General features: G+C 36.1%; 20 protein-coding genes. 10 read left to right on the top strand and 10 right to left on the bottom strand.

The window, feature by feature from the left end:
- Positions 1-89: 89 nt before the first annotated feature.
- Positions 90-2,963, top strand: coding sequence for an alpha-amylase family glycosyl hydrolase (locus tag LC814_RS04970; protein ID WP_226065371.1), 2,874 nt, complete (start codon positions 90-92; stop codon positions 2,961-2,963).
- Between the two features lie 58 nt (positions 2,964-3,021).
- Here LC814_RS04970 and LC814_RS04965 read toward each other — a convergent pair whose 3' ends face one another.
- The 3 genes from LC814_RS04965 to pfkA form a co-directional block, all read right to left on the bottom strand.
- Positions 3,022-3,831 (bottom strand): oxygenase MpaB family protein, encoded by an 810-nt coding sequence (locus tag LC814_RS04965; protein WP_375373405.1) that lies wholly within the window; start codon positions 3,829-3,831, stop codon positions 3,022-3,024.
- A 794-nt stretch (positions 3,832-4,625) separates the two neighbouring features.
- Positions 4,626-5,630, bottom strand: coding sequence for a type I glyceraldehyde-3-phosphate dehydrogenase (gene gap, locus LC814_RS04960; RefSeq protein WP_226065367.1), 1,005 nt, complete (start codon positions 5,628-5,630; stop codon positions 4,626-4,628).
- A 29-nt stretch (positions 5,631-5,659) separates the two neighbouring features.
- Positions 5,660-6,646, bottom strand: coding sequence for a 6-phosphofructokinase (gene pfkA / locus LC814_RS04955; protein ID WP_226065365.1), 987 nt, complete (start codon positions 6,644-6,646; stop codon positions 5,660-5,662).
- 170 nt (positions 6,647-6,816) lie between these two features.
- Here pfkA and LC814_RS04950 point away from each other — a divergent pair, with 170 nt between their 5' ends.
- The 4 genes from LC814_RS04950 (at position 6,817) to LC814_RS04935 (ending at position 11,654) form a co-directional block, all read left to right on the top strand.
- Positions 6,817-7,173: a hypothetical protein gene (locus tag LC814_RS04950; RefSeq protein ID WP_226065363.1), complete on the top strand. Its 357-nt coding sequence runs from the start codon at positions 6,817-6,819 to the stop codon at positions 7,171-7,173.
- 87 nt (positions 7,174-7,260) lie between these two features.
- A complete protein-coding gene (locus LC814_RS04945; RefSeq protein ID WP_226065361.1) occupies positions 7,261-9,645 on the top strand; it encodes a TonB-dependent receptor in 2,385 nt (794 codons plus the stop codon).
- Positions 9,646-9,656: 11 nt separating this feature from the next.
- Positions 9,657-10,217, top strand: coding sequence for a hypothetical protein (locus LC814_RS04940; protein ID WP_226065360.1), 561 nt, complete (start codon positions 9,657-9,659; stop codon positions 10,215-10,217).
- Between the two features lie 102 nt (positions 10,218-10,319).
- On the top strand, positions 10,320-11,654 hold the full coding sequence (locus tag LC814_RS04935; protein ID WP_226065358.1) for a trigger factor: 1,335 nt from the start codon (positions 10,320-10,322) through the stop codon (positions 11,652-11,654).
- A gap of 75 nt (positions 11,655-11,729) precedes the next feature.
- Here the strand turns inward: LC814_RS04935 and LC814_RS04930 are convergent, their stop codons facing one another.
- The 3 genes from LC814_RS04930 to LC814_RS04920 are packed head-to-tail and all read right to left on the bottom strand — an operon-like array spanning position 11,730 to position 13,890.
- On the bottom strand, positions 11,730-12,374 hold the full coding sequence (locus LC814_RS04930; protein WP_226065356.1) for an MgtC/SapB family protein: 645 nt from the start codon (positions 12,372-12,374) through the stop codon (positions 11,730-11,732).
- 23 nt (positions 12,375-12,397) lie between these two features.
- Positions 12,398-12,982: a DUF3109 family protein gene (locus LC814_RS04925; protein ID WP_226065354.1), complete on the bottom strand. Its 585-nt coding sequence runs from the start codon at positions 12,980-12,982 to the stop codon at positions 12,398-12,400.
- A 2-nt stretch (positions 12,983-12,984) separates the two neighbouring features.
- A complete protein-coding gene (locus LC814_RS04920) occupies positions 12,985-13,890 on the bottom strand; it encodes a DUF6427 family protein (RefSeq protein WP_226065352.1) in 906 nt (301 codons plus the stop codon).
- Positions 13,891-13,931: 41 nt separating this feature from the next.
- On the opposite strand from LC814_RS04920, the gene LC814_RS04915 reads away from it, so the two are divergent.
- A complete protein-coding gene (locus LC814_RS04915; RefSeq protein WP_226065350.1) occupies positions 13,932-14,162 on the top strand; it encodes a hypothetical protein in 231 nt (76 codons plus the stop codon).
- A gap of 75 nt (positions 14,163-14,237) precedes the next feature.
- On the opposite strand, the gene LC814_RS04910 is transcribed toward LC814_RS04915, so the two are convergent.
- Genes LC814_RS04910 through LC814_RS04895 form a run of 4 tightly spaced genes read right to left on the bottom strand, consistent with a single transcriptional unit; the run spans position 14,238 to position 16,878 of the window.
- Positions 14,238-14,672: a universal stress protein gene (locus tag LC814_RS04910; RefSeq protein ID WP_226065348.1), complete on the bottom strand. Its 435-nt coding sequence runs from the start codon at positions 14,670-14,672 to the stop codon at positions 14,238-14,240.
- Positions 14,673-14,730: 58 nt separating this feature from the next.
- Positions 14,731-15,336, bottom strand: coding sequence for a fumarylacetoacetate hydrolase family protein (locus LC814_RS04905; RefSeq protein ID WP_226065346.1), 606 nt, complete (start codon positions 15,334-15,336; stop codon positions 14,731-14,733).
- 17 nt (positions 15,337-15,353) lie between these two features.
- Positions 15,354-16,118 carry a 3'-5' exonuclease gene (locus LC814_RS04900; protein ID WP_226065344.1) on the bottom strand — a complete coding sequence of 255 codons (765 nt, stop codon included), beginning with the start codon at positions 16,116-16,118 and terminating at the stop codon, positions 15,354-15,356.
- A gap of 46 nt (positions 16,119-16,164) precedes the next feature.
- Positions 16,165-16,878: a CDP-alcohol phosphatidyltransferase family protein gene (locus tag LC814_RS04895; protein ID WP_226065343.1), complete on the bottom strand. Its 714-nt coding sequence runs from the start codon at positions 16,876-16,878 to the stop codon at positions 16,165-16,167.
- A 111-nt stretch (positions 16,879-16,989) separates the two neighbouring features.
- Here LC814_RS04895 and LC814_RS04890 point away from each other — a divergent pair, with 111 nt between their 5' ends.
- From LC814_RS04890 to LC814_RS04875, 4 genes are all read left to right on the top strand, one after another.
- Entirely contained in the window at positions 16,990-18,915 is a 1,926-nt protein-coding gene (locus LC814_RS04890; protein ID WP_226065341.1) for an LTA synthase family protein, read from the top strand.
- A gap of 143 nt (positions 18,916-19,058) precedes the next feature.
- On the top strand, positions 19,059-19,478 hold the full coding sequence (locus tag LC814_RS04885) for a DUF2147 domain-containing protein (protein ID WP_226065338.1): 420 nt from the start codon (positions 19,059-19,061) through the stop codon (positions 19,476-19,478).
- Positions 19,479-19,594: 116 nt separating this feature from the next.
- Complete coding sequence (locus tag LC814_RS04880; protein ID WP_226065336.1) at positions 19,595-20,578, top strand: pyruvate dehydrogenase complex E1 component subunit beta; 984 nt, start codon at positions 19,595-19,597, stop codon at positions 20,576-20,578.
- 96 nt (positions 20,579-20,674) lie between these two features.
- Positions 20,675-22,660 carry a KUP/HAK/KT family potassium transporter gene (locus tag LC814_RS04875; RefSeq protein ID WP_226065335.1) on the top strand — a complete coding sequence of 662 codons (1,986 nt, stop codon included), beginning with the start codon at positions 20,675-20,677 and terminating at the stop codon, positions 22,658-22,660.
- The last annotated feature ends 45 nt before the right edge of the window (positions 22,661-22,705 follow it).

Raw genomic sequence — 22,705 nt, 5'->3', positions numbered from 1 at the left:
AAAAACATTTGTTTTGGTTTGGTGAATTATAAAAAAAAATAATTTACGAGCTGAACTTTTAGTACTTTTACACTCTTAAACAATTTAATATGAAATATTTTTATACGCTATTGATTGCGATACTTTTACCCTATTTCGCATTGGGGCAAAGTACCAACATTACAAGTACAATAAACCCTGCGTCGTTTAATGAAACCGATGCAATTACGATCACATTTAAGGTAGATGAGAGCGCCTTTGGTGTTGCAACATCGCACGCGCTTTATTTATGGGCTTGGTCTTACGACTCTGCTAATACGCTTAACGATTCCCCCACAAATGGAGCTTGGAATGCATCAAGTTCAACCAGTAAATTAACCTACGTTTCAAGTTCAGGTTCTATAGGAACATATACGTATACCATGAATACCGTAAAGTCATTTTACGGAAACAGAGCGCTTCCACTGTCAAAAATTGGTTATTTAGTTAAAACATTAGATGGGGGTAAACAGTCGCAGGATACCGTTGTTAATGTTGGGAAATTTCAATTTGATTTAACGGCTCCTAAACAAGGAAGTACAAATATTGTAGCTGCTGGAACTGTTTTAAATATTATAGGAACTTCAACTTTACCAGCGAATTATGTCGTTAAAGCAGATGGAACTACCATCTATACAAGTACAAGTTCAGCTACAGCCTTAAATTATAGTTATACGGTAACTCAAAATGCTCTGATTGAAGTTATAGCGACTAACGCAGCTGATGCGACCGCTGTGGTTACCAAATCATTTACCGTAGCATTGTCAACAGCTGTGCAAACTGCCGCAATTCCATCGTATATGAGACAAGGAATTACGTATGACCCCACAGATGCCACGAAGGTTGGTTTAGCATTGTACGCACCAAATAAACCGTACGTTCATGTTATTGGAAGTTTTAATAACTGGACTGTAAGCAGCACTTTCCTGATGAAAAGGGATACATCAAATCCTGATTTATACTGGTTAGAAGTTACAGGACTTACGCCACAACAAATTTATACCTTCCAGTACCGCACCGCAGACGGAATTAAAGTGGCAGATCCTTATTCGCCCCTAGTTCTATCGCCGTTCGACGATCCGTATATAACTTCGGCAGTTTATCCAAATCTTCCTGCTTATCCGGCAGGACAGAATTTTGAAGTGTCTATTATCCAAACTGCTAAACCAAAATATAACTGGACGGTTTCTAATTTTGCTAAACCTGCAAAAGAAAAATTAATGGTTTATGAAATGCTCGTTCGGGATTTTACAACTGAGAGAACTTGGCAGTCACTTATTAAAAAGATTGACTATTTAAAAGAATTAAATATTAATGCGGTCGAATTAATGCCTGTAATGGAATTCGACGGAAATGAATCTTGGGGTTATAACACAGGATTTCATTATGCGCTGGATAAAGCGTACGGAACACCAGAAAAATTCAAAGAATTTATCGATTTATGTCATCAGAATGGGATTGCAGTAATCCTTGATATCGCATTAAATCACGCAACGGGTAGAAGCCCTATTGAAAGAATGTGGATGGTTGATCCAGACGGTGATGGCTTCGGCGATCCTGCGGCAAATAATCCCTATTTTAATCAAACTGCAAAGCATGCTTACAGTGTATTTAATGATTTTAACCATTCATCCTCTGCCACAAAATATTACGTAGAACGCGTTTTGGAACAGTGGATCAAAGAATACAAAGTAGATGGTTTCCGTTGGGATTTAACCAAAGGATTTACTCAAAATTGTTCTGCAGGTGATAATGCTTGTACAAATAGATATCAGCAAGATCGTGTTGATATTCTAAAAGCTTATGCCGACAAACAATGGAGTTATGATACAAATTCTTATGTCATTTTCGAACATTTAGGTTTACCAATAGAGGAAAGACAGTGGGCGAACTATAGAATCGAAGAAGGTAAAGGAGTAATGATGTGGGATAAAGAGACCGAACCGTACAATGAAAATACAATGGGCTATGGCGGTTTAAAAAGTGAATTTAAAAATGTTGATTTTGAAGAGCACACGTTTACCGAGAGAAGAGCGCTAAGTTATGGCGAAAGTCATGATGAAGAACGAATCATGTTTAAAAATCTGGCTTATGGAAACTCCACCTCCGGTTATAATGTGAAAAATTTGGCTACAGCATTGGAAAGACAAAAAGCATATGCAGCAGTTTTCTTAACAGTGCCGGGACCAAAAATGATTTGGCAATTTGCGGAATTGGGATATGACAAAAGTATTTTCACCTGTGCTGACGATACTGTAAATAGTCCGGATGATTCAATTCCTGGAGATTGTAAACTCGACAATAAAGAATCAGCCTTCGGACTTGCTTATGACAAGCAAGCCGCAAGACAATCCGTCTATAACACTTGGGCGAAAATTCTTTCTTTGAGATTATCCAATGAAGTTTTCGATACCAAAGACTTTAAAGTGGAGTCCGGTAATTTAATGCCGAGAATTTTCATTACCAATACAACGACTTCAGCAGATTTGAAAAACGTCGTAGTTCTGGCGAATTTTACGTTAACTGCCCAAAATATTGTTCCGAGTTTTCCAAAAACTGGAACTTGGGTGAACTTAATGGATAATGTTCCCTTTGACGTGACAAGTCAAACAGCTCCGATCACGATTGAAGCAGGAGGCTTCCGAATTTTCGGCGATGCGAAAGCAGTGTTGGAAACAACAGAAGTTGGTCAAACTACAAATTCAGTTTCACTAATGTTAACTCAGAATCCTGTAACAAACGGAACTGCAACAATTCGATACACCAACGCGAAAAATGGAAAAGTTGCGATTTATGATCTTGCGGGAGCTTTGGTGAAAACGATTAAAATTTCTAAAGATAATGGGGACGAAACCATTTCTGTAAACGGTTTGCAAACTGGAATGTATCTCCTTCAGTTGAAATCTGAAAAAGGAGTTGCAGTAACAAAAATGATTGTGAAGTAACTATTTCTAAATATAAAAAAGAACGGTTTGCTAAATAAGCAAACCGTTTTTTTATGAATTAATGAGGAGATTCTTGCGGTGTATGTTTGATGTAATCCGCTAAAACTTTCAGCTGTTGCTCACTTCCCATTTCCACCAATTTTTGATATTTCGTGGAATTACGCAGATAGATTTTCTGAGATATTTTATTTCCTTTCACCACAATTCGAGGAAAAACTAAAAATGCTTTTGCCGGTTTTGGAATTTGAAGTCTTTTATTAATTTCTTCATCCAATAAAAACCAATTCATGCTTTGATGAAGGTTTTTCAAAATTTTTCGTTGAAAGGAATGTTTGTAAATCGTATTTTCTAAATTTTCCTGGAGTAAGGCTTTTGCCAATTGAACTGAATCGCCATCGCCTTGATCTTGAATCGTTGTCCACCAATAAAACTGTGCTACGGCTTCTTGGCGATTATCTGGTAAAAACTCGGCAGGAATTCCAAGGAGATAACCGATATATTTCCAAAGATGAAAAAGTCCGTTCTCTTCCTCATCGGAAATGATAATTCCTAACTTTTTTAAACCTTGCATAAATACCAATGAAAATCCCGTGTAAGTTGCAATCATATCCCAGGAATTGATGGGTTCGCCCCAATTATCGAAATCCCACTGTTCTGTCTTTTCTTTAATTTTTAAACGAGCGTAAGAATGCATTAATCGCGTTCTTACAATTAATTGGTGTGCCTCTAATTGAGGTTTTAAAGCATTTTCTCGCGTGACATTTACCCAGAACTCCAATGTGTATTTCAAACGCTTTACAGCGCCTTTATTTAGCGCTTCTGTGAAAATCAATGGTTTGTTCAGATAAGCGAAATCATAACCACCCATCAACGTAAAATCTCGTAGAATCATCAAACCATTTGCACCGGTTCTCATACAGAATCGTGCGCCTGTGTTGGCTAAACTTTCATCAAACCATTCTGGTGTATTCTGCAGGTGAAAGAAGAATTTTTTCAAATTCGCTGGTGCATCATCATTTTCAGAAATTGGTTCTGCTGAATATTTATGAATTAATTTACTTGCATCTTTGTATTTGAGTTTCAAATAGGTTTCTTTCACGACTTCATCTCCCAACTCATCGACTTGATGGTAGAGTGGAGCGTATTTGTAAAAGGTTTGAATATCTGGTTTTAATTCTGACCAATCCAGTAGTTCTTTTCCGTTTCCCCGTTCCCAGAAGTTTTTGAAATGAGTGGCGTTTTGGAATTTTGGTGTCATGGTTTATATGGCTGAAATGGATTAGTTATTTTAACGCAAAGACGCAAAGATTTTTAAACATCATCCTTCTGAAATTACGGTCACAAAGGCGTTTGACTTCGTCGAATCTTCGATTTCACTTAGCAAAGAGAAATTGATCTTTTTTATAAATAAAATTCATTTTAACTTCATTAAGATACGCAATTCTTTTATCAATTTTTAAACCAACTTTGTTGCTACAACTGCCTTGCAATAGGGATAGTAGTGGAAATCCTTTTTTCTCAGAAAAAAGATTGCAACGTATAGCCCGACCCACGCGGCTGGAAAAGCGAGGCGAGGGGATTGCCCAAATTATCATACAAAAAAACCTCCCGAAAATTCGAGAGGTTTCTATTGCTAATTGTTTATTATCAACTACTTATGTCCTATAGAGAAGCAGAATGCACCAACAAATCAGCTAATTTGTTAGAGTATCCCATTTCGTTGTCATACCAAGAAACGATTTTCACGAATTGTGGAGACAACATGATTCCAGCATCTTTATCGAAAACTGAAGTTCTTTTCTCACCTACAAAATCTTGAGAAACTACCGCATCTTCCGTGTATCCTAAAATTCCTTTTAATTCACCTTCTGAAGCCGCTTTCATTGCCTGACAGATTTCTTCGTAAGAAGTTGGTTTTTCTAATCTTACCGTTAAGTCAACTACAGAAACGTCTGCTGTTGGTACTCTGAAAGACATACCGGTTAGTTTTCCGTTCAAAGCAGGAATTACTTTTCCTACTGCTTTTGCAGCTCCTGTAGAAGAAGGGATGATGTTGTTCAAAGCAGAACGTCCACCTCTCCAGTCTTTCATTGATGGTCCGTCAACTGTTTTTTGAGTCGCGGTAGTTGCGTGAACAGTTGTCATTAAACCTTCAACAATCCCAAAGTTGTCGTGCATTACTTTTGCAATCGGCGCCAAACAGTTGGTTGTACAAGAAGCATTAGAGAAAATTTTAATATCGTCTGTCAATTCTTTGTGGTTCACACCCATTACAAACATTGGCGTATCATCTTTCGATGGAGCAGAAAGAATTACTTTTTTTGCTCCCGCGTTGATGTGAGCCTGAGCCAAATCTTTCGAAAGGAATAAACCAGTAGATTCTACGATGTATTCTGCACCTACTTCGTTCCATTTCAAGTTATTAGGATCTCTTTCTGCAGTTACTCTGATTTTCTTTCCGTTTACGATAAGGTCATTTCCTTCTACAGAAATATCTCCTTTAAATTCACCATGTACAGAATCATACTTTAGCATATACGCCATATATTCGGCATTGATAAGGTCGTTGATTCCTACAACTTCGATGTTTTCTCTTTCGGCCATTGCTCTGAAAACAAGACGACCAATTCTACCGAATCCGTTGATTCCTACTTTGATTGTTGACATAATTTCTATTTTAAGATTATATTTATTAATTAAATGGCCAGAATTTCTGAAATTTTCAGCAAATCCTGATCGAGTTCATTGTGTTTTTTTACAGCTTCTTCAATTGGCGTGTATACCATTTTGTTGGACTTCATTCCGACCATCATATTGGTTTTTCCTTTCATGAGTCCGATCACGGCGCCGTATCCCAATCTACTCGCTAAAACACGGTCGGCACAACTTGGTGATCCACCTCTCTGAATATGTCCTAGGACCGCAACACGAATGTCGTAATCAGGAAAACCTGCTTTAGTGGCTTTTGCAATATCGTAAATACTACCCAATTTTTCACCTTCAGCTACAACTACGATACTTGAGGCTTTTCCGGCTTTTTCTGCTCTTTCGAAAGTAGCGAAAAGTTCTTCAATACTGTCTTTTTTTTCTGGAATTAAAATTCCGATGGCTCCCGTAGCCAAACCACTGTTTAGAGCAATAAAACCGGCATCACGACCCATTACTTCCACGAAGAAAATTCTGTTGTGTGAAGTTGCGGTATCTCTGATTTTGTCGATGGCTTCCATGGCGGTATTCAAAGCGGTATCATACCCAATGGTATTATCGGTACCGAAAATATCATTGTCGATCGTTCCGGGAACACCAATTACCTGAATGCCGTATTCTTCACAGAAAACTTTTGCGCCTTTGAAAGTTCCATCTCCACCGATGCAAACCATTCCATCGATGCCGTGTTTCTGACAATTTTCAAAAGCCTTTTTTCTGCCGGCCGCAGTTTTAAATTCTAATGAACGTGCAGATTTTAAAATGGTGCCGCCTTCCGTGATAATATTTTTAACGGATCGAGGTCCCATTCTCGTAAAATCGTCATTGATTAAACCATTATAGCCTTCTCTTACGCCGTAACATTCTATCTTGTAGTGACTTGCAGTTCGAACAACTGCACGTAGAGCAGCGTTCATACCGGGAGAATCACCTCCTGAAGTAAGTACCACAATCTTTTTCACCGCACTGTCTATCATATAAAAAAATTTCAGCACAAATTTACGAAATCTAAAGGAATTTTTGAGCCTTTGATACAGAAGATTTGTCACCTCTGGTTAAGAAGTCACTAGATGAGAATTTATGTTCAAATCTCGATTTAAAAAAGGTTGAATTTTTTTTCTGTTTTAAATTTGTATATTTTTGCCAAATGTTGAGAAACAGAACACACCAAAAATTTTTAGCGACGCTTTTCGCGGGCGTTTATCTTTTTGTGGCTTTGTTTTCTCAAAATTTTCATGAACATGGTAGTGGGGAAATTTTAAAAGATTTCCATTTTACAAAGGTCGATAAAACCTTTTCGACCTCCTCTAAAATAGTACATTATACAGACTGTCTTTCCTGTCATTTTCTGCACGAAGCAAAATATATAACCGCTCAGGCTTTTTTCTTTAAAGCAATAGCAGCGGAGGAACTTCACTTAGGAAATTTTTCCTTTGAAAAAATCGCGCTTCATTCTGCATTCTACAATTATTACTTACGCGGCCCGCCCGTATTTTTCATTTAACTACAACCTTTTTTCGAAATGAATACTAAAGAATTGATTTTCAGTTTTTTAATGTTCACGTTTTTTTTATTCTTAAACTCAATTTAAATGAAATTTACTTTAAATATCATGGCAATCTTTTTTGGATTGTTATTAGCGAACGCGCAAACGACTTTTACAGTCAAAGGGAAAGTGATCGATTATCACGACAAAGTTCCCTTAAAAGACGCCTCAATTATCATTGGCAAAACAACCCAAGTTTCGGATGTTAATGGTAATTTTACCTTTAAAACAGTAGAAAAAGGAAATTACACGCTTATTGCAAATCACCCCGATTGTGATGCGGTTACGGAAGAACTCAACGTGAATAAAGATTTGGAGATTACACTTCAACTGGAACATCACGTTGAAGAAATTGAAACAATTACACTTCACGGAACGCATAAAAACACCAATTCCCTTATTGTAAAATCTTTGGATAGAAGTGAAATCGACCGTAATTCCACAGAAAATTTAGGAAATATTTTGTCGAGCATTTCGGGTGTCGGCGCCTTGAAAAGTGGAAATAATATTGCCAAACCGATTATCCACGGATTGTACGGAAGTCGAGTTCCTATCATTAATAATGGCGTAAAAATGGCGGATCAAGAATGGGGCGTTGAACATGCACCAAATATTGACGTTAACCAATTTGATCATGTCGATGTGATTAAAGGTGCTTCTGCCTTAAAATACGGAAGTGACGCCATCGGTGGAGTAGTTGTACTGGAACCTGCCGTTTTTAAAAGAAAAGATACCATTCAGGGAAGTGCAAATCTTTCTGGAATATCAAACGGTCGAGGCGTTGGACTTGGAATTAATTTATTAAAAACCTGGGAAAATGGTTGGGCTATAAAAACAACGGGCGGATTTAAGAAATTAGGAGACTTGAAAACGCCTGATTATAATTTGATGAATACCGGTTTGCAAAATCAATCCTTCAGTTTTACGGTTCAGAACAATACTTTCTTACGAGGAATTTCTTTTGATTACAGCGTGACCAATTCTGAGATCGGAATTTACAGAGGTTCTGATTTGGGCAATTTAGAAGATTTTTATAAAGCCTTAACCTTCGATATTCCGATTTATGAAAGAGACTTTTCTTATTCGATTGATAATCCAAAACAAGATGTTCAGCATCATATTGCCAAAATTTCTGCTTTTAAAAGATTTGAAAATCTGGGGAAAGTTTCGGTGGATTATAACTTTCAATACAATCATAGAAAGGAATATGATGTGAGAAGAGGTGAATTGGCTCAAATTCCATCTTTGGATTTGGAATTGTTTACGAATCAATTTAACATCAATGATTTTATCGAGCGACAGTTCTGGAGTTTAGAAACTGGAATCGATTTAAAATACCAGTTTAATTATTCTACGCCAGAAACTCAGGCCCGAAGATTGGTTCCAAATTATGATCAATATTCTGGCGGCGTTTATTCTGTCTTCAAATGTAAGTTGACTCCAGAATTAAATGCAGAAGCTGGATTGAGATATGATGTTGCAAAATATGAAGTCAAAAAATGGTACGATTTAAGCGATTGGGAAAATCTGTACTCGAATGATTTTTCACAGTTTTATGTGAAGACGGAGGGTAACCGTGTTTTTACAAAACCAAATTTGACGTACAAGAATCTATCATTTAATGCAGGATTAGATTATCAGCCTTCCAAGAATTTAGATATCAAATTAAACTATGCGAAAGTCGGAAGAACGCCCAATATTGCAGAACTTTTTGCGGATGGATTGCATCATTCCGCGGCGATCATCGAAGTGGGAAATATGGGAATTAAAAATGAAGATGGAAACCAATTTAATTTAAATATCGATGGGAAATTAAATATTTTAGATGGTTTCAGAATTACCGTAAACCCGTACTTATTCATCACGAAAAACTTCATCACTGAAATTCCGACTGGCATTCAGAATACGATCCGAGGTGTTTTCCCAGTTTGGTCTTACAAACAAATCGACGCAAAAATGTACGGTGTAGATGTTGATGCGCAGTTAAAATTAAATGATCGTTTTGTATATCACGGTAATTTCTCCTACATCAATGGTCAAGATGAAACCAACAATCAACCTTTAATACTGATGGTTCCAACGAATTTTACCAACAGTTTAGAATTTAAAAATGAAGGTTGGAGAAATTTCTATTTCAAAGTTCAACAGCAAACGTTCTTACAACAAAAAAGATTTCCAGTTTACAATCCAACCATCAATATTTTCGAAAATGGAGTAGAGGTTGAGAAAACTTTAGATCTGTCTACGCCGCCGCCAACCTATACTTTGTGGAGTATTCAAACCGGGTTTGATTTTAATAAACATTTTACGGCTGGTTTAAATGTGACTAATCTTTTTGATACGAATTACAAAGATTACCTGAACAGAATGCGTTATTTCTCTTTTGAAATGGGCAGAAATATTATTTTCAATGTAAAATATAACTTCTAAATTCATTAAAAATGAAATCATTAATTAAACTTAAATATTTCGTCTTTCTATTAATAGTACTATTTTCAGTAAGCTGTAGCCGTGCTGACGAAGATGAAGATGTTCTTTCTCAGGAAGATATTTCTAATATAATTTTAAATGTACAAGACGACATAACCGGCATTACAACTACCTATAATTACACCGTTAATTCTACAACGAATCCGGATATTAAATTAACAGATGGAAAAACTTATACCGTAAATGCCGTTTTCCTAAATGGAAATGAAGACGAAACGCAAAGCATCATCGAAGCGAAAGATGAGCATTTTCTGCTTTTCAGTTTTCAGAATGCTGATATTGATTTGAAAAGAATTGATGCGGAATCTGCAGTTAGAAGTGACGGTAAAAGAATTGGGCTTACCACGAAATGGACGGTTATTAAAGCCGAGAACGGAAAAAACCCGCAATTGGTATTGACCTTAATTCACGACGCATCTTCGGTAAATGAAGAGAAAAGTGGCAGTGTTTTCGGCACAGTTCAAGGTGGCGAAACCGATGCAATGGCAACTTACGAGATCAGTAATCTCTAAAAGTTTCAGTTGCCAAATTATTGCTTCCCACACTTTCACGTCCTATAAAAATATTCAAAAAAAAATTACTATTTTTGCAACCTAAATTTTCAATAAATTACAATGAACGTTACAGCGACCAACCACGACGAAGTAAGTGCGTTACTTACAGTTACTTTAGATAAGTCAGATTACAAAGATAAAGTTGAAAAGCAATTGATCAACTACGCAAAAAATGCACAAGTTCCTGGATTCAGAAAAGGAAAAGTACCATTGAGCATGGTGAGAAAACAATATGAAGCAGGAATTGCTTTCGAAGAAATCAACAAGCAGGTTTCAGACGCACTGAACAACTATGTTAATGACAATAAATTAAGATTGGTAGGTCAGCCAGTTCCACAACCTGTTGAGGAATTAGATCATACTGCAGACCAGCTTTCTGTAGGTTTTGAAGTAGGTTATGAACCAGAATTTACAATCGATTTATCGAAATATGAAGCGCCACATTATAAAGTAGAAGCTTCTGAAAAAGAGATTGGACAAAGCATCGAAAATATGCAGAAGCGTTTCGCAGAGCAGGTTCCACAAGATGCAATCGGCGAAGACACGACCATTTCATTGGAAATTAGCCAAGTTGTTGAAGAAGATGCAGAAGGTGCGCACAATCATCCGCCGAAAAATGTAACCATCGATGCAACTAGAAAAGAAGCTTTCAAATTGGTAAAAGATTTGAAAATGGATGGTTCTGTAAAAGTTTCTAAAGCAGAATTAGAAAGTAATGAGGAATTGGCGAAAGAACTAAGCTTCACCAAAGAAGAAGTTGAACATTTACACCACGACCAAATCGAGGTTAAAGTGAAAGATTTCTTCGGTCTTAAATTGGCAGAGTTGAACCAGGAATTATTCGATAAAGTGTATGGTGAAGGAACTATAAAATCTGAAGAAGAATTAAAAGAAAAAGTAAAAGCCGAATTGGATGAATATTTCCAGCAGAATGCAGATGTTCATTTCGTAAACAAAGTCTTAGCGCAGGTTACTGAAAAAGAAGACGTGAAACTTCCGGAAGATTTCTTGGTAAAATGGTTGGTTTTCAGCAATGAAAATGTAACGACAGAAGAACAGGCAAAAGAAATTTTAGAAACAGAAAAAAGTCAATTGAAATATCAAATTCTTGAAGGGAAATTGATGACCGATAACGATATTAAATTAGATTATACTGATGTTTTAGCACAAGCTGAACAATTGGTTCGTAATCAGTTGGCGATCTACGGAATTCACCATTTACCGGATGAAGAAGTACAGAAATACGCTGTGGAAATGTTAAAAGATCAGGAGCAGGTTCGTCAGATTTCATCTGAAGTTGGAATGGCGAAATTGAAAGATGTGATTTTAGAAAAAGCATCCAAAAAAGAAACTGTAATTTCTCACGATGAGTTTTTAGAAGAATTGAAAAAGTAAACTCTTCTCTTAAATATAAAATCCGTCTCGATCTATTATCGAGACGGATTTTTTTATGGAGAAAATTCTTAAATTTTAGTAATTAAAAGAATTTATATTTTCGTTTTCAATGAGGTATATTTCTAGATCTTCAAGCTGTTTATTAGTAATGTGAAGATCCATGGTCACCAATATAAAATCGTCTCTTTTCTCCAGAGCAATTTGATAACCTACTTTCGATATATTTTTAATATCCTTTACAATCGCCTTTTTCGCCTGAAAACGGTCTGTTGAAATTTTAAACTTCAGAATTTTATTATGATGGTAAGCTAAAAGATGTTTGGTCAAAACTTTAGCAACATAAATTATAATCAGCGCTGAAATTAAAAAGGTAAACGCAATATAAATTTCCCCAAAACCAATCGACATTCCGATGGCTGCTGCAATCCAGATAATTCCGGCCGTAGTTAAACCATAAACATTAAATCCTTCCTTGAAAATTACGCCAGCGCCCAGAAAACCAATTCCGCTCACAATATAAGATGCAATTCTGGTTGGGTCGCCGGTTCCTGCCAATTTGTAGGAAAGAATGGAAAAAAGGGTAGAACCCAGACAAATAATGGTAATGGTTTTTAAGCCCGCGGATTTGTCTTTCATTTCGCGCTCGAAACCCAGAATTAATCCGGCAATCAAAGAGATAATTGCTTTATAAATATCTAAAAGTTCAAAGTGCTCGGACATTTTTATTTAAAGATAGAAATTATTTACGAACCGTATTCTTTTTTCCACTCGTCGGCAGCGTCGCAAAGAGTTTGATAAAATTCTTCACCGTACTTTCTAATGAGTGGAGTTTTCACAAACTTATAGATAGGAACCTGTAATTCCCGGCCCAAAGTGCACGCATCACTGCAAATATCCCATTTGTGGTAATTCAGTGCTGTAAAGGTTCTGTATTCGTCTACACGAATTGGATAAAGGTGGCAGGAGATTGGTTTTTGCCAGTCGACTGCGCCGTCTTCGTACGCTTTTTCAATTCCGCATTTGGTAATTCCTTTTTCATCAAAAATAACGTACGCACATTCTTTATCTTCAACCATTGGCGTTACATAATCACCGTCATTGGGATCTATTACCCAAGTTCCCTGTCTTTCGATCGCTTCTACACCTTCTTTTCGAAGATAAGGTTTTACCTGTTCGAAAATACGGTCCAGAATTACGGTTTCTTCTTTGTTCAGGGGCGCGCCGATATCGCCTTCTACACAGCAGGCGCCTTTGCATTTGCTTAAATTACATACAAATTCTTCAGAGAAAATATCTTCAGAAATTAATTTATCGTCAATTTGGATCATGTTTAATAAAAATTAAAATAAGAGGAAAGTTTAAAGAGCAGCAACGAAAAAATAATGGTCCACAAACCGGCTTCCTGAAGCCAATGTTTCTTAGAAAATTTTAACATTCTGCTGAGTATAATAGAAGCTGGCAGAGCCAACAATAATAGATATTCATAGGTTTTGCCCATGTACAAAAATATGGTAATCATCTGAGCCAAAGAAAATACCAGTAAGAATGTATATTTAAAACGGCTGGTCGGACTTTTTTTGTTAAAGTTCCGAAAGTGGTCCGCAACGGCGTGAATGAGAAAAATAGCCACAGGACTAAGCCACAAAAGATGGTCAAACTTCTTGGTTGCTGTAAATCCTCCGAAGGGAAAATAGGCGGTATTCCAGGAATTTAATTTAAAAAAATAAGCAACTGAAAAATAGGAAATTGCAATCAAAAGAAATCCGAAAAACAATCGAAAAACGTGCAGCCCGATGCGGTCAGATGTTCCTATAATATGAAATATAACGAAAATTGACATGGGCCACGTTGTCGGCAGAAAAATGAAATTAAAAGCCAAGATGGTGCCTACCAGAATATATGAGTTTTTACGCACCAATAAATCATCATCAGTGAGGAGAAGAAGGATAATAGAATTGGTGAATAGTGAGACTGCAATTCCAATGTCGAGATCTCCGGGATATAAGGCGAAGACAAAAACGGTGTACACAAAAAGAGGCAAATGACTTTGGTAATTAAGATCGATAGCGTTAAAACAGAAGTATCCAAGTGCCACACCTGCAAATGTTACCACCGCCGAAATAACTTCTAAAGTATTGAAATCTAAAAAGTTAAAACTGATTACAATTAAAAGCAATATACCAATATACACCGGAACAGAAAAAATATTGCTTTCTTTTGAAAGTAATCGAAACATTTTTTATAAATTTGTGCAAAGTTAATTTAAAAAAGGAAAAAATGACATCAATATTTCTACTAATCAGCGAGTTCTTTAAATGGTCTTTCGGTTTTTTTGATTTTGCATCTAATTTTGTAAACTGGATTCTATTCTTTGCTGCAGTAGCACTCTTCTGTTATTGGTGTTACGTTTTAGTAAAAGTTTTGGGCGGAAATAAAGATAAAGAATATTTTTCTCCAACAGAAGGCCATTATCCTTATTATGACCCAAGAATTTACAAAAAAGACTAGTGAATAATTGATATCGTTTTAACGATAAAAATCCCGAAATTTTTTGAATTTCGGGATTTTATTTTTATTTTTTTATTAATGAATAGGAATCACTAAAACTGGAATGTGAGATCTTCTGGTGAGTTCTTTGGTTAAACTTCCCACAAAAACATCATACATATTGCTTCGTCCGTGAGAGCCCATTACAATATATCCTGCAGATTTATCTTTTGCATATTCCAGGATAATATCACCGGCAACACCTTGTTTTAAAAGATGTTCACAATCAATGCCCTGTGCAATAATGCGTTGTTCTAAATTATTCAACTGCATCAATTCCTGCTTGATTTCATTTTGCTCCACTTCCGGAAAATATTGAAATCCCATATCGCCAATCGCAAAACCAATGTCTGCCGGCGCCACATGAATCAGGCAGATTTTTCCGTTGGCTTCCTTTGCAAATTTCACTGCGCCTTCCACTAATTTTTCGGTCGCGTCTGAAAAATCTACGGGTAAAATAATGTTTATCATGATCTTTAATTTTGTTCCTTAAAGTTACAAATATATTCTGATACCTTCAATTATTTGCTTATTGAATTCTAAGTTTAAAAACCTTCTGATCTTCCAGAAATGCTTGCAATTCGTCATTTTCGGAAACTTTCCCAACTCCTTTTGGTGTACCTGTAAATATTAAATCACCGACTCGTAAAGTGAAGTACTGAGAGACAAAAGCAATGATTTGTTCTGGGGAGAAAATCATCAGCGAGGTATTTCCATTTTGAACTTCCTGCTTATTCTTTAAGAGTGAAAAATTGAGATTTTTCATATCATACTCTTTCTTATTGAAAAATTCTGAAAGTACCGCGCTTCCATCAAATCCTTTTGAAAGTTCCCAAGGCAATCCTTTCGATTTCAGTTTGCTCTGTAAATCGCGTGCGGTGAAATCAATTCCTAAGCCGATTTCATCATAATGTTTGTCGGCATTTTCTTCAAGAATATATTTTCCGCCTTTGGATATTTTTAAAACAACCTCCAATTCATAATGTACATCGTTCGAAAATTCAGGAATATAGAAATCATTTCCTTTTAAGATCGCCGTGTCGGGTTTCATAAAAATCACGGGGCTTTCCGGGATTTCATTTCCCAATTCCTGTGCGTGTTCTGCGTAATTTCTACCAATGCAAATGATTTTCATATCGTTTTATTTACTATTTAAAATTTACTTCTCAACTGAATTCCTGTCAAAACTTTCTTGGTATATAAAGGGAAATCAGCATTCTGAATCCAACCGTAATATCCCAAATCTTTCTGGAAAACGTCTTTCACGCGCTGACCTTTATATTTGCCAAAGCTGAAAACTTCTTTTTCTTCCTTATCAAAAGCAATAAAACCGGCTAAATCTGCAAATTTATGGTGTGATGAAATTTCGCTCAATCCGGCAATGTCATTCGGTAAATCTGGGTAATGACCCACCTGTGCATCTAAAACTTCAAAAGTTGCCAATACATCTGCTTCTGCGGAATGGGCATTTTCAAGGCTTTTTCGACAGTAAAACTGATAAGCTGCTGTTAAATTTCGCGGTTCCATCTTATGAAAAATAGTTTGTGCATCAACCAGTTTAAATTTAGTCAGATCAAAATCGAAACCTGCACGCAAAAGTTCTTCTGCCAAGAGCGGAACATCAAAACGATTTGAATTAAAACCACCTAAATCACATCCCGTAATCATATCGATTACCTTTCCGGCAATTTCCTTAAATGTTGGCGAATCTTTTACGTCTTCATTAGTTATCCCATGAATATCTGATGATTCTTTTGGGATAAACATTTCTGGATTTACGAGCCAAGTTTTACTTTCGCGTGAGGCGTCGGGATTTACTTTTAATATCGAAATTTCTACGATGCGGTCTTTTGCAACCTGTATTCCTGTTGTTTCCAGGTCAAATACGCAAAGTGGTTTATGCAGTTTTAAGTTCATTTTAAATAGATTGGATTTTATAATCGGATTGTAAAAGAAGAAAATTTTATTTCAACTGTTTCTGAAAAAACATAGAAACGAGAATGTAATACAAAATAACGAGCGGTATGCCCGGAATTTTAAATAAAATTAAAAGTACTATCGCTCCTAAAAGCAAAGCAATTTTCGAATAATTGTCTTTTACCTGCATCGATTTGAATTTCATTGAAATCATTTTAATCGGGCTCACCAAAATCAGCGAAGAAATTAAAGTGATCACGATTAATAACAGGGAATTATCGAAAAATATTTTGAAAGCACCATTTGCTAAAAAAGCGAAATAAAGTCCAAAAATTAAAATGGTGTTTGAAGGCGTATTTAAACCTTTAAAATAATAAGTTTGCTCTTCGTCGAGATTAAAAATTGCCAAACGCAAACAAGAAAACAAGGTGATAAAAAGACCGATGTACTTCAGTTCAAAAGGTAAGTCGAATCCTAAAAGCTGTGTGCCAAATGGTTCTAAAGCTTTAAACATCGTCACGCCAGGCAATAAACCAAAACTCACCATATCTGCCAATGAATCGAGCTGCACGCCAAGTGGTGAATTCGATTTTAAAGCACGCGCTACAAAGCCGTCAAAAAAATCCAGAATCAGAGAAATAATGATGCAAATCGCGGTTGTTTTGTAATCTCCAGTAATCAGATGTATTACACCGATGCTGCCCGACATTAGATTTCCTAAAGTCAGCATATTGGCCAAATTGTTTTTAAAGAAACTCATAGATACAAAAGTAAGGTTTTTATTGATTTTTCGCCGCTTTTCCGACCGAGACCAGAATCCGTTCAAGATGCGAAAATAATGTAAATTTGCACCATTATTTTCAGAAAATTAATGAAAGAAATTAGAAAGCAAGAAATTTTCGCATTAGTGTACAGAATATTTTTGGCCTATTTGTTTTATCAGGTAGCGCGCATTCTTTTTTGGGTGTTCAATAAAAATCTAATTCCTGTAGATGGCGTTTTAGATTATCTAAATATCGCTTACCGCGGTTTTGCTTTTGATACCACAGCGATTCTCTATGTAAATTCTCTTTTTATTCTTTTAAGTTTAATTCCTATTTTAATAAATACGAAGAAATCTTATCAGAAATTTCTTTTTTACCTTTATTTCATTACGAATGGAATTGGCTACTGCTTAAATTTCGGGGATTTTATTTATTATAAATTTTCCCAGGCACGCCTTACAACGGCAGCGCTACAGGTTGCGCAGCACGAAAGTAATATTGGTAAGGTTTTTCTTGCTTCGCTTGTAGAATATCCTTTTGTTTTAATATGGTTTATCATTTTGATGATTGCTTGGGTTTTTCTTTATCTAAAGGTTAAGGTAAAAGGAAATACACCTAAAAAACTCATTCCCTATTTTATACTTTCAATACTCACACTTTGTTTAACTGCGCTTCTGGTCGTTGGCGGAATTCGGGGTGATTTTAAACATTCAACACGACCGATCAATCTTGTAGATGCGAATCGCCACGTTACCAAACCCGTGCAGGCAAATTTGGTATTGAACAGTGTTTTCTCTTTTTTCCGAACTTTGAATACGAATAACTTTAAAGAAGTTCATTTTGTAGATGAAAGTTTTATCGAGGAAAATATCAAGCCCTATAAATTGTATATTCGCGAGGAAGTTTCGCCGAAACCTAATATTGTGATTTTTATTCTTGAAAGTTTTAGCAAGGAATATTCCGGAGCTTTTAATCAAAATACCGATATTAAAAACTTTGTTTCCTATACGCCGTTTTTCGACAGTTTAGCTTCGCAAAGTTTAATTGCGACAAATGCTTTTGCAAACGGGAGGCAATCAATTCATGGAATGAGTTCCGTTCTGGCAGGGATTCCCAGTCTGAAAGATGCGTTTACGAGTTCACCTTTTTCTAATCAGAAAATTCAGTCTATCGTATCGGTTTCCAATGAAATGGGTTATGATACTTCTTTCTTTCATGGTGCGCCAAACGGTTCCATGGGATTTTTAGGTTTTGGAAATATTTTGGGATTCAAACATTATTACGGAAAAACGGAGTATAATAATGATGCAGATTTTGATGGAATTTGGGGGATTTGGGATGAACCTTTTTTTCAGTATTTCGCAAAAACTTTGAATACAAAAAAAACCCCGTTTATGGCAACGATGTTTTCTGTTTCGTCACATCATCCCTTTAAAATTCCGGAAAAATACGTGGGTGAATTTAAAAAAGGTCCGCTGGAAATTCATGAACCCATTGAGTATACTGACTACGCTTTGAAAAAGTTTTTTGAAACCGCAAAAAAAATGCCTTGGTTTGACAATACTATTTTTGTTTTTGTAGCGGATCATACCAATCAGATCGGTTATCCGGAGTATGAAAAAGCGATGAATCGTTTTGCAATTCCCATTATGTTTTACTCACCGAATCAAAAATATCAATTAAAAGGAGAAGTTACAGAACCCGCTCAGCAGATTGATATTTATCCGACTTTGGTTGATTTAATGGGTTATAATAAAATAATCAGAAGTTGGGGGAGAAGTTTAGTATCTGATAAAAAAGAAGATTATATGATCATCAATTCAGATTCAATCAATGAACAGATGATGATTGGGAACTATATTTATCTTTTTAATGGGGAAGAAGTGACTGGAATTTATGCTATTCAAGATAAAGGTTTGCAGAATAATTTAATAAAACAGGCTTTAAATCCAGAAATGAAAAAGGGAATTCTTTTGACAAAAGCATGGTATCAGGATTATATGCATCGCGTGATCAACCGTAAACTGGATTAATTATTACTAAAAAATAAACGCTTGTTTAATTTCTAAGATATTGCTGAATCTTTTAATAAGTTATGATATGAATAATTAAACATTTGGCGTTTAACTTTTTTTAATTACTTTTATCCAATCAATAATTAAAAAATATTATTAAAATGAAAAAAATAGTTTTTGCTTTCGTAGCATTATTTTTCGCGACATTGTCGTATGCTCAAATTGAAGGAAAATGGAAAACAATCGATGATGAAACCGGTCAGGCTAAATCTATCGTAGAAATTACCAAAAAACCTAACGGTAAATATTATGGCAAGGTTACGCAGCTCTTAATAAAACCGGCCAATGCAAACTGTACAGATTGTAAAGACGACCGTAAAAACAAACCAATTTTGGGAATGGAAGTCATTCGTGATATGAAAAAAGAAGGTTCTGAATTTACAGGCGGAACGATTACTGATCCAAAAACAGGTAAAACTTACAAATGTAATATCACCCGTGAAGGTGACAAATTGAATGTAAGAGGTTACGTTGGCTTCTCACTTATTGGGAGAACTCAAACTTGGCACGCTGTAAAATAACAATTTACTACAACTCATATAAAAAGCATCTCTACAGAGATGCTTTTTTTCATGTCTTGAAATACCGAAATTAGCGGAAAAATCTTTACTTTTGTACTTTAATTTTTGAAAAGATTATGAAGGAATATACTTTTAGAGAAGTGATTGCGCAGGCAATGAGCGAAGAAATGCGAAAAGATGAATCCATTTATTTAATGGGTGAAGAAGTTGCCGAGTACAATGGTGCTTACAAAGCTTCTAAAGGAATGTTGGATGAGTTTGGTGCAAAAAGAGTGATTGACACTCCAATTGCTGAACTTGGATTTACCGGAATTGCAATCGGTTCTTCTATGAACGGTAACCGACCAATTGTAGAGTATATGACATTCAATTTCGCCTTGGTAGGAATTGACCAAATTATAAATAATGCAGCGAAGATCCGCCAAATGAGTGGTGGGCAATGGAGTTGTCCAGTTGTTTTTCGCGGTCCTACGGCTTCAGCAGGGCAGTTGGGAGCAACGCATTCCCAATCTTTGGAATCTTGGTTTGCCAATATTCCGGGTTTAAAAGTTGTCGTTCCTTCCAATCCATATGATGCAAAAGGTTTATTGAAAACCGCAATTCAAGATAATGATCCAGTCATTTTTATGGAATCTGAGCAGATGTATGGCGATAAAATGGAAATCCCCGAAGAAGAATATTATATTCCAATCGGAAAAGCAGATATTAAAAAAAAGGGTACCGATGTTACTTTAGTTTCTTTTGGAAAAATCATGAAGTTGGCGATTCAGGCAGCTGAAGATTTAGAAAAAGAAGGAATTTCTGTAGAAGTTATCGATTTACGAACAGTTCGTCCTATTGATTATGATACTGTTTTAGAATCTGTAAAGAAAACAAATCGCTTGGTTGTTTTAGAAGAAGCGTGGCCACTTGGCTCTATTGCAACTGAGATTACCTATATGGTTCAGCAGAAAGCTTTTGATTATCTAGATGCTCCTATCAAAAGAATCACGACGCCAGATGCTCCTGCACCATATTCTGCACCGCTTTTTGCCGAATGGTTTCCTAAATTAGAAAAGGTAAAAGAAGAAATTAAAAAAGCACTTTACATTAAAGCTTAAATCATATAAAACTCTCGAAAGGGAGTTTTTTTTATTTGAAAAAAGTGCAAAAGAAAAGCAGAGAATCGTTTACCTTTGACGAAATTTTTCCAGCTTATGTCTGAAAGCATTACCTCGCATTTTGATACCAAGAAACTCAGCGCCGTAGGAGTTTTAGTTTCGCTCGGAATCGTTTTTGGCGATATCGGAACATCGCCACTTTATGTGATGAAAGCGATCGTAAATGCGCGCCATGGAACAGGAAATCTACCGTTCGATGAATATATTGAAGGTGCGCTTTCCTGCATCATCTGGACCCTGACGATGCAAACGACACTGAAATATGTGGTGATTGCCTTGCGGGCAGATAATAAAGGGGAAGGTGGCATTTTATCTTTATATTCATTGGTCAAAAAACTAAAGAAGAAATGGCTGTATGTCGTCGCAATTATCGGCGCCTCGACGTTGGTGGCAGATAGTATTATTACCCCTTCTTTAACGGTAATGTCTGCGGTCGAAGGCCTTAAAATATTTTCGCCTCATACGCCAGTTGTAGGAATTACGCTGGTAATTTTAGCAATCGTATTTATCGTTCAGCAGTTTGGTACAGCTTCTATCGGAAAACTTTTCGGACCTGTGATGGTGCTTTGGTTTTTGGTTTTAGGAATATTTGGTTCTATACATATCGTTGATCATTTTGAAATTTTAAAAGCCTTTAATCCATATTACGCTTACAATTTAATTACACACTCACCGAGTGCGATTGTTATTATGGGCGCGGTTTTTTTATGTACGACTGGAGCTGAAGCTTTGTATTCTGATTTGGGACATTGCGGCAAAAAGAATATCCGTGTAAGTTGGATTTTTGTAAAAACGATGTTGATTTTAAATTATTTAGGTCAAGGTGCCTGGTTGTTAGATAATCCTCTAAAAGTCTCTGAAGGAATTAATCCAATTTTTGGAATCATGCCAGAATGGGCAATTTTACCTGGTGTTATTTTGGCGACGGCTGCTGCAATTATCGCAAGTCAGTCTGTGATCACAGGTTCTTTCACCATGTTCTCGGAAGCAATGTCTGTGACTTTTTGGCCCAACCAACAAATCGATTATCCGTCTGGAGTGAAAGGTCAAATGTACATTCCGCGGGTAAACTGGGGATTGATGTTTCTCTGTTTCATCGTCGTGATATATTTTCAGAAATCTGAAGCCATGGAAGCTGCCTACGGTTTAACAATTACCATCACGATGTTGATGACGACCGTTTTACTCTTTTTCTGGCTCAGCCGTAATAAAGCAACACGGGTTTTTGCAATTGGCTTTATTGTAGTCTACTTATTCATTGAACTCGGTTTCTTTTATGCCAATGTTATTAAGTTCTTCGACGGTGGTTGGCTGACAATGGTCTTAGGCGGATTCATTGCAGTCTGTATGTATGCTTGGTATAATGGGCGTTCTATCAAAGGTAAATTCATCAAATTCGTTAAACTAGACAAATATGTTCCTGTTATTAAAGAATTGAAACTCGATGAAACAATCCCAAAATACGCCACGAATCTTGCCTTTTTAAGCCGTGCGAAAAGAGCAGATGAAGTTGAAGCCAAGATCATCTACTCGATTATGAGGAAACAGCCGAAAAGAGCAGATCACTATTTTATACTTAATATTTCGAATCAGGAAGATCCTTTCACCTTTAAATATACCGTTGACGAAATTATGCCAGGAACAATTTACCGCGTTAATTTTATGTTAGGCTTTAAAGTTGATCGCCGGATTAATGACTATTTCGATCAGGTTTTAGAAGATATGATGGAAGATGGAAGTATTCCGTCTCGCAGCAGCCATCCATCTTTGCGTGGTTATAATGTTCCGCCGGATTTAAAATATGTTATTATTGATAATACTTACATTAATGATACTTTGCTCACTGTGAAAGAGAAAATTATTCTTAATATCTATAATTTTGTGAAATATATTGGCAGTGATGATTTCAAAGCTTGGGGAATTTCCGCGCATAATGTAGTCGTAGAATCTGCGCCATTGCTGGATCAGAAAATTATTACAAATAAAATTAAACAGGTAAATTTCCGTCGCTACGATTCTTAATTAAAGCATTTTTGCAAAATTTAGTCTATCAGCCATTAATAAAAT

This window comes from Kaistella polysaccharea, from assembly GCF_020410745.1.
In the GTDB taxonomy this organism is placed as follows: Bacteria; Bacteroidota; Bacteroidia; order Flavobacteriales; family Weeksellaceae; genus Kaistella; species Kaistella polysaccharea.
This window is presented reverse-complemented; position numbering and strand designations above follow the sequence as displayed.